The sequence below is a fragment of the Azospirillum sp. B506 genome (genome assembly GCF_000333595.1).
Lineage (GTDB): Bacteria > Pseudomonadota > Alphaproteobacteria > Azospirillales > Azospirillaceae > Azospirillum.
Genome location: NZ_BADK01000988.1, coordinates 1 through 8573 on the forward strand (window position 1 = coordinate 1; position 8573 = coordinate 8573).

The 8573-nt window shown below is 67.3% G+C and carries 5 protein-coding genes and 1 pseudogene; 4 read left to right on the top strand and 2 right to left on the bottom strand.

Annotated elements, in window-relative coordinates:
* Positions 1-834: peptidylprolyl isomerase (locus tag I71_RS30485; RefSeq protein WP_049976411.1), on the bottom strand; the 834-nt coding region annotated here is incomplete at its 3' end.
* A gap of 442 nt (positions 835-1276) precedes the next feature.
* Here I71_RS30485 and secA point away from each other — a divergent pair.
* The 3 genes from secA to I71_RS30500 all read left to right on the top strand — a co-directional run bounded on the left by secA (position 1277) and on the right by I71_RS30500 (position 7418).
* Positions 1277-4012 (top strand): preprotein translocase subunit SecA, encoded by a 2736-nt coding sequence (secA, locus tag I71_RS30490; RefSeq protein ID WP_042703213.1) that lies wholly within the window; start codon positions 1277-1279, stop codon positions 4010-4012.
* Between the two features lie 98 nt (positions 4013-4110).
* Positions 4111-4560 carry a large conductance mechanosensitive channel protein MscL gene (mscL, locus tag I71_RS30495; RefSeq protein ID WP_042703215.1) on the top strand — a complete coding sequence of 150 codons (450 nt, stop codon included), beginning with the start codon at positions 4111-4113 and terminating at the stop codon, positions 4558-4560.
* A 119-nt stretch (positions 4561-4679) separates the two neighbouring features.
* Entirely contained in the window at positions 4680-7418 is a 2739-nt protein-coding gene (locus tag I71_RS30500) for an EAL domain-containing protein (RefSeq protein ID WP_244434152.1), read from the top strand.
* Here I71_RS30500 and I71_RS30505 read toward each other — a convergent pair.
* A complete protein-coding gene (locus I71_RS30505; protein ID WP_307189039.1) occupies positions 7415-7765 on the bottom strand; it encodes a multidrug efflux SMR transporter in 351 nt (116 codons plus the stop codon). The genes I71_RS30500 and I71_RS30505 overlap by 4 nt on opposite strands.
* A gap of 177 nt (positions 7766-7942) precedes the next feature.
* On the opposite strand from I71_RS30505, the pseudogene lysK reads away from it, so the two are divergent.
* A pseudogene (gene lysK, locus I71_RS30510) lies at positions 7943-8573 on the top strand (lysine--tRNA ligase); the annotation flags it as partial.

Sequence of the window (8573 nt, forward strand, 5' to 3'; positions counted from 1 at the left end):
GACCAGGGCGGTGACGATGTCCTTCGACAGCGTCTGTTCCAGCTGCGGCTTCACCTCGTCGAGCGTCGGCTGCGGCTGGGTCCGCTTGTCCTCGACCTTGATGATGTGATAGCCGAACTGGGTCTTGACCGGCTCCTTGCTGATCTCGCCCGGCTTCATCGCGAAGGCGGCGTTGGCGAAGGGCTCGACCATCGCGTCCTTGGTGAAGTAGCCGAGGTCGCCGCCCTGGGCCGCCGCGGCGGCGTCCTTGGACTTCTCCTTGGCCAGCTTGGCGAAATCGCCGCCCTTCTTCAGCTGGGCGATGATGGCCTTGGCCTCGTCTTCCTTCTCGACCAGGATGTGGGCGGCCTTGACCTCCTCCTGCGCCGGGTTCTCCTTCAGGTAATCCTGATAGGCCTTGTTCAGCGCCTCGGGCGTGACGCGGGCCTTGATTTCCTTCTGGATGTAGGCGCGCTGGACCGCGCGCTCCTCGGCGCGCTTGATCTCGTCCTTCACCTCGGCCGAATCGGCCAGACCGGCCTTGTAGCCGGCCGAGGAGACCAGCTTGCCGCTGACCAGCTGGTCGATCACCGCCGGATAGATCATCTCAAGCGGCATCTGCTGCACCTGGGGCGGCAGCTGCGAGACCATGCGGGTGACGTCCGACTTGTGCAGCTCCTCGCCGTTGACGCGGGCGACCACCGGATCGGCCGGGGCGGCCGGAGCAGCGGCGGCGGCCGGAGCCGGAGCGGCCGGCGCCGGGGTGGCGGGGGCCGGCGTCTGGGCATGGGCGGCCAGCGCGATGCCGCAGGCGGCAACCGACAGGAGCGCGGTGCGGAACACTCGTTGAACCATGGCGTGTCTGTTTCCTTCCGGCGGATGCTTCGCAACACATGGGCGGCCGATGGGCCGGCGCCCGTTTCGCATGGTCTGCGGCATCGGAGCCATCCGCCGCTCCGCGCCCGATTCCGCAGGGGATTAAGCATGGCTGAGCCACGCGGGGCAAGGCCCCCATTGCTCTGTTAACGTGGCAACCGCCCTGTAGCTCATGCGCCTGCGATGGGGATACCAGCCCCGGCCGGCACCGGCCAACCGCCGCGGCGCTTTCTGGACGCGAATTCATCAAACGGTCATGGCGCGCACCACCTTGCCCCAGGCCCTGCCGCCGCCCAACCGCCTGCGCAAATGCCGCAACGGGACCCCCGCCGGCCCGGTCTCGTTGACAGCGCCTTGCCATAGTCCTATGTGAGACCCGTCGATAGGCTGGCCCACATTCCGCTTTACTCCCGAGGTTTTCATGTTCGGCGCTCTCGCCCGCAAGATTTTCGGCACCGCCAACACGCGCGCGGTCAAGGCGCTGCACAAGACCGTCGCTCAGATCAACGCGCTGGAGCCGTCGGTCGCCGCGCTGTCGGACGACCAGCTGAAGGGTCGCACCGACTGGCTGCGCGAGCGGCTGGCCAAGGGCGAGACGCTGGACGACATCCTGCCCGACGCATTCGCCACCGTGCGCGAGGCGGCCAAGCGCGTGCTGGGCCAGCGCCATTTCGACGTGCAGCTGATGGGCGGCATGGTGCTGCACAGCGGCAAGATCGCCGAGATGCGCACCGGCGAAGGCAAGACGCTGGTCGCCACGCTGGCCGTCTATCTCAACGCGCTGGAAGGCAAGGGCGTCCACGTCGTCACCGTGAACGACTACCTCGCCTCGCGCGACAGCGGCTGGATGGCGCGGGTCTACGGCTTCCTCGGGCTGTCCACCGGCTGCATCGTCCATGGGCTGGACGACGACGAGCGCCGCGCCGCCTATGCCGCCGACATCACCTACGGCACGAACAACGAGTTCGGCTTCGACTATCTGCGCGACAACATGAAGTTCCGGCTGGAGGAGCTGGTCCAGCGGCCCTTCAACTTCGCCATCGTCGACGAGGTCGACTCGATCCTGATCGACGAGGCGCGCACGCCGCTGATCATCTCCGGCCCCTCCACCGATTCGTCGGAGATGTATGTCCAGGTCGACCGGCTGATCCCGATGCTGGTTCCCGAGGATTACGAGAAGGACGAGAAGCACCGCTCCGTCAGCTTCACCGAAGCCGGCCAGGAGCATATGGAGCAACTGTTGGCTCAGGCCGGGCTGCTGAAGTCGGGCGGTCTCTACGACATCCAGAATGTGGCGCTGGTCCACCATTCGCAGCAGGCGCTGCGCGCCCACATGCTGTTCCAGCGCGACAAGGACTACATCGTCAAGGACGACAAGGTCGTCATCATCGACGAGTTCACCGGCCGCATGATGGACGGCCGCCGCTTCTCCGAAGGCCTGCACCAGGCGCTGGAAGCCAAGGAGAAGGTGACGATCCAGCGCGAGAACCAGACGCTGGCCTCCATCACCTTCCAGAACTACTTCCGCATCTACCCGAAGCTGGCCGGCATGACCGGCACCGCCCTGACCGAAGCGGCGGAGTTCGGCGAAATCTACGGGCTGGAAGTGGTCGACATGCCGACCAACGTCCCGGTCAAGCGCATCGACCATGACGACGAGGTCTATCGCACCGCGACCGAGAAGTACCATGCGATGACCGACCTGATCGAGGACGCGCGCAAGCGCGGCCAGCCGGTCCTGGTCGGCACCACCTCGATCGAGAAGTCGGAACTGCTGTCGGAGCTGCTGACCAAACGCGGCATCCCGCACAATGTCCTGAACGCCCGCCACCACGAGCAGGAAGCCTACATCGTCGCCCAGGCCGGCCGCGCCGGGGCGGTGACGGTCGCCACCAACATGGCCGGCCGCGGCACCGACATCCAGCTCGGCGGCAATCTCCAGATGCGGATCGAGGTCGAGCTGGCCGGCGTGCCGGAAGGGCCGGAGCGCGAGGCCCGCATCAAGCAGATCGAGGACGAGATCGCCGAAGCGCGCGAGAAGGTGAAGGAGGCCGGCGGCCTCTACGTCGTCGGCACCGAGCGGCATGAGAGCCGCCGCATCGACAACCAGCTGCGCGGCCGCTCCGGCCGCCAGGGCGACCCCGGCACATCCAAATTCTTCCTGTCGCTGGAAGACGATTTGATGCGCATCTTCGGGTCGGACCGGATGGACAGCATGCTCCAGCGCCTCGGCCTGAAGGAGGGCGAGGCGATCATCCATCCCTGGATCAACAAGGCGTTGGAGAAGGCGCAGCAGAAGGTCGAGGCGCACCATTTCGAGGTCCGCAAGAACCTGCTGAAGTTCGACAACGTGATGAACGACCAGCGCAAGGTCGTCTACGAGCAGCGCCACGAGGTGATGGAGAGCGAGGACATCGCGGAGGAAATCCGCGAGATGCGCCACCAGATCATCGCCAACATGGTGTCGACCGCGATTCCCGCCAACAGCTACTCCGAGCAGTGGGACATCGACGGCCTGCACGAGGCGGTCAACCGCGTGCTGGGCATGGATCTGCCGGTCCATGACTGGGCCAAGGAAGAGGGCATCGCCGAGCCGGAGATCGAGGAGCGCGTGCGCGAGGCCGCCGACCGCAAATATGCGGAGAAGGAGGAGGCCTACGGCGCCGAGACGATGCGGCATGTCGAGAAGAGCATCCTGCTCCAGATCCTGGACCAGGAATGGAAGGACCATCTCCTCCAGCTCGACCATCTGCGCCAGGGCATCAACCTGCGCGCCTATGCCCAGAAGGATCCGCTGAACGAGTACAAGCGCGAGGCCTTCGAGTTGTTCGACAGCATGCTGATGGCGCTGCGCGAGCAGGTCACCACCATCCTGATGCATGTCGAAATCCGCATGGCGCCGTCGCAGGAGGAACTGTTCGCCCGCCAGATGCAGGAGATGCACGAGGGCCGCATGGACCCGGCGCTGGCGATGGCCGAGGGTGGCGAGGCGCTGCCGGACGGCATGGTCCGCGCCTCCGCGCTCGCATCCTCGCTCGTGGGCACGCCGGAAGACCAGCCGCTGCCGCCCGAGGTGATGGAGAACACCCCGCGCAACGCCGCCTGCCCCTGCGGCTCCGGCAAGAAGTTCAAGCACTGCCACGGCCGCATGGCGTAAGGGGCTGTCCGGTGGGGGGCTGCCGGCGCCCCACCGTCCATGAAACCATCTCCGCCCCGCCCCGTTTCCCTTCCGTGACCACGGAGAAACGGGACGCCATGTTCGAAGAGTTCAAGAAGTTCATCAGCCGCGGCAATGTCGTCGAGCTGGCGGTCGGCATCATCATCGGTGCCGCCTTTACGGGAATCGTCAATTCCCTGGTCAAGGACATCCTGATGCCGCCCATCGGCTGGGTCATGGGCGGCATCGACTTCTCCAACTATTTCTTCAGCCTGTCCGGCGGCCATTACGATTCGTTGCAGGCCGCCGAAAAGGCGGGTGCGGCCACGATCAACTACGGCCGCTTCATCAACGCCTGCATCAATTTCCTGATCGTCTCCGGCGCCCTGTTCCTGATCGTCCGGCAGGTCAACCGGCTGCACATCCTGCACAAGGAGACCCCGAAGACCCCGCCGCGGCAGGAGCAGCTTCTGGAGGAGATCCGCGACGCCCTGCGCGCCCAGGCCGGATCCCGCCCCACCTCCCCACCCGCGGACCGCACCCCCTGAGGCCCCCGCGACGGCGGTGCCCGCCGTCGACGCGGGAGCTTGTCACAAGCCCGGAAGAACCCTTCGTTGCCGCTGCACATCGAAAGGGTTACCCTCTTAAGTAAGTTGGCGATGGCGGCGTGACGGCCTCACGCGCCCGCGCTGTCCATGACCTCGGCAAGGGCCATGTCCATGTCCGCCACGCTCCGTCCGCCGACCGTCCACTCCGGGGCGCCTCCATGATCCGGACCGCGCGGGCCGCGGTGGCGCGGGTGCTGGCAATCCTGCTGCTGTCGCTCCTGGCGAATGCCCCGGCGGCGGCGATCAACACGCCGGTGCCGGCCGCGGTTCCGGATGGCGGAACCCGCCCGGCCGAGATCCGGGTGACACTGGACAACAATTACCCACCCTACAGCTTCCACACCCCGGACGGCGGCCATGCCGGCATCGTGAAGGATCTGTGGGCGCTGTGGTCGCAGAAGACCGGCATTCCGGTGCGGATGATGCCGTTGGACTGGGGGTTGGCCCGGCAGGCCATGGACAGGGGCGACGCCGACGTCATCGAGACCATCTTCCGCAACAGCGCCCGCGACCTGCTCTACGACTTCTCCAAGCCCTATGCCCGCGTCGACGTGCCGATCTGGTTCAGCGCCGACCTCAGCGGCATCACCGGGGTGGAGTCGCTGCGCGCCTTCACGGTCGGGGTGAAGGACAGCGATTTCTGCATTGAATGGCTGGCCGACCACGGCATCACCGCCTTCCAGCGCTATCCCGGCTTCGAGGTGATGGTCGACGCCGCGGCCCGCCAGGAAACCCGGGTCTTCTGCATGGACGACCCGTCGGCCCGCTATTACATGACCAAGCGCGGCGTGCAGGGGCGTTTCCGATACACCGAACCGCTCTACACCGGCGAGCTGCACTGGGCGGTGCGCAAGGGCGATGCCGCCCTGTTCCGCCTGATCGCCGACGGCTTCGCCCGCATCACCCCGGAAGAGCGCAGGGCGATCGAGGAACGCTGGGTCGGCCGACGCCTCACCGGCATGGTCAGCCCCCAGCTGATGGACCTGCTGATCAAGCTGCTGGCCGGCCTGGTCGTGCTCGGCATCGGCGTGCTGGTCTGGGGCCTGCTGCTGCGCCGGCAGGTCGAAAGCAAGACCGAGAGCCTGCGCGCCGCGGTCGCGGCCTTGACCGCCAGCGAAGAGCGCGTCCGCACCATCTTCGACAGCGTCAATGACGCCATCGTCATCCATGATCTGGACAGCGGCGCGATCCTGGACGTGAACCGCCGGATGAGGGAGATGTACCGGGTGGGCGAGGTGCCGCTGTCGGACATCGACATCGACACGCTCAGCTCCGGCGAGCCGCCCTACACGGCGGAGACGGCTGCGGAGTGGCGCTTCAAGGCGGCCGGCGGGGAGCCGCAGCTGATCGAATGGCATGCCCGGCGGTTGGACGGGTCGCTGTTCTGGACGGAGGTCAGCATGCGGCGGGCCGTCATCGACGGCAACGACCGCCGGGTGATGGTCCTCATCCGCGACATCACCGAGCGCAAGGCGGCGCAGGAGCGCATGGAGTTTCTGTCGCGCCACGACACGCTGACCCTGCTGCCCAACCGCGTCCTGCTGCAGGACCGCACCGATCAGGCGCTGGCACGGGCGGAGCGTCACGGCCGGCTGGTGGCGCTGGTCGCCTGCGGGCTGGACCGTTTCAAGACGGTGAACGACAGCCTCGGCCACGCCGTCGGCGATGCCCTGCTGCGCGCGGTGGCGGAGCGGCTGAAGACGGCGGTGCGCGACACCGACACGGTCAGCCGCGGCGGCGGCGACGAGTTCATCCTGCTGCTGGCCGGCCGGCCAGACATCGACGCGGTGGTGGAGACCGTCGCCTCCCTGCACGAGGCGATGGCCGAGCCCTTCCAGGCCGCCGGGCAGGAGCTGACCGTCACCCTGTCGTCGGGCGCGGCACTGGCCCCTGCCGACGGCAAGGATTTCGCCACCCTGCTGAAGAACGCCGACACGGCGCTCCACCATGCCAAGGCGGCCGGGCGCGACACCCACCGCTTCTACGCCGAGGCGATGAACGCCGAGGCGGTGGCCCACCTGTCCACCCGCAGCGGCCTGCGCCGTGCGCTGGAACGGGGGGAATTCCTGATCCATTACCAGCCGCAGGTCAGCCTGGAGACCGGCGCCGTGACCGGTGCGGAGGCGCTGCTGCGCTGGAACCACCCGGACAAGGGCATGGTCCCGCCCGGCGACTTCATCCCCATCGCCGAGGACAGCGGGCTGATCGTGCCGATCGGCGCCTGGGTCCTGGCGGAGGCCTGCCGGCAGGCGGCGGCGTGGCAGGATCGCGGCCTGTCGCTGTCGGTGGCGGTCAACCTGTCGGCCCTGCAGCTTCAGCGCGGCGACCTGGTCCGCACGGTAACGGGAGCGCTGGCCGACAGCGGCCTGGACCCGCTGCTGCTGGAGCTGGAGCTGACCGAATCGATGCTGATCCAGAACACCGACGTGGTGATGGACAATCTGCGCCGCCTGAAGGCGATGGGGGTGCAGGTGTCGATCGACGATTTCGGCACCGGCTATTCCAACCTGTCCTACATCGGCCGTCTGGCGGTGGACAAGCTGAAGATCGACCGCGGTTTCGTCGCCGACCTCACCAGCAACCACGACAGCGCCAAGATCACCGCCGCCGTCATCCAGATGGCCCACAGCCTGAACCTGACCGCCGTCGCCGAGGGCGTCGAGGATGCCGAAACGCTGGAGGCCCTGCGCGCCCTGAACTGCGACGTCGCCCAGGGCTATTATCTCGGCCGCCCCGGCCCGGCGGACGCGGTGGAACGCGCCGCCCGCCAGGTGAACCCGTTCAGGGTCGGGGTTTAGGCCGCCCCATTCGCCATGTGCAGGCTGATCACCCCGGCGACGATCAGGAGGATGCCGACCACCTTCATCACCGTCAGGGACTCTCCGAACACGAAGACGCCGATGGCGGCGATGGCCGCCGTGCCCGTCGCCGACCAGATGGCATAGGCGATGCCGACCTCCATGCTGCGCAAGGCCTTGGCCAGCAGCAGGAAGGCGATGCCGTAGCACACCACCACGACCGCCGCCGGGCCGAGCCGCGTCATCCCGTCCGACATCTTCATCGCCGAGGTGCCGACGACCTCGAACAGGATCGCCACCACCAGATACAGCCAGCTCATCGCCCGCAACCCCACCGACTCCCGCAAGGCCAGTCCCGCGGGCCGCGCAGGATGGACCGGCCGGCCGGGTGCCGCAAGTGGCCCGGAACACCCACCCCGCCGGGCATCGCGGCGGACGCCCATGGTTGACGCCACGCCCGGCCGGCCCTAGGGTCTTTGCCCTCATTCCCAACTTTCTCTTTGTGGTTTCGAAAGGGTCCGACGATGACCGGCGAACGGGATCTGGCGTTGCAGGCGAAGGCATGGCCGTTCGAGGAGGCGCGCAAACTGGTCGCGCGCTTTGCGAAAGCGCCGCCCGCCAAAGGCTATGTCCTGTTCGAGACCGGCTATGGTCCGTCGGGCCTGCCGCATCTCGGCACCTTCGGCGAGGTGGCGCGCACCAGCATGGTGCGCCACGCCTTCCAGACCATGAGCGACATTCCGACCAAGCTGTTCTGCTTCTCGGACGACATGGACGGGCTGCGCAAGGTCCCCGACAACATCCCCAACAAGGAGATGGTGGCGGCCAACCTGGGCAAGCCGCTGACCCAGGTGCCCGATCCCTTCGGCACCCATGACAGCTTCGGCGCCCACAACAACGCCCGGCTGCGCGCCTTCCTCGACAGCTTCGGCTTCGAATACGAGTTCCAGTCCTCCACCGACTGGTACAAGTCCGGCCGCTTCGACGAGGCGCTGCTCGGCATCCTGCGCCATTACGACGAGGTGATGGCGGTGATGCTGCCCACCCTCGGCGCCGAGCGTCAAGCGACCTACAGCCCCTTCCTGCCGATCTCCCCTCGACCGGGCGCGTCCTCCAGGTGCCGATGCTGGAGCGCAATGTCGATGCCGGCACCAT

Bases quoted from the DNA above. Each gene is read 5' to 3' on its own strand.
- secA (WP_042703213.1), top strand. From the start codon at position 1,277: ATGTTCGGCGCTCTCGCCCGCAAGATTTTCGGCACCGCCAACACGCGC.
- mscL (WP_042703215.1), top strand. From the start codon at position 4,111: ATGTTCGAAGAGTTCAAGAAGTTCATCAGCCGCGGCAATGTCGTCGAG.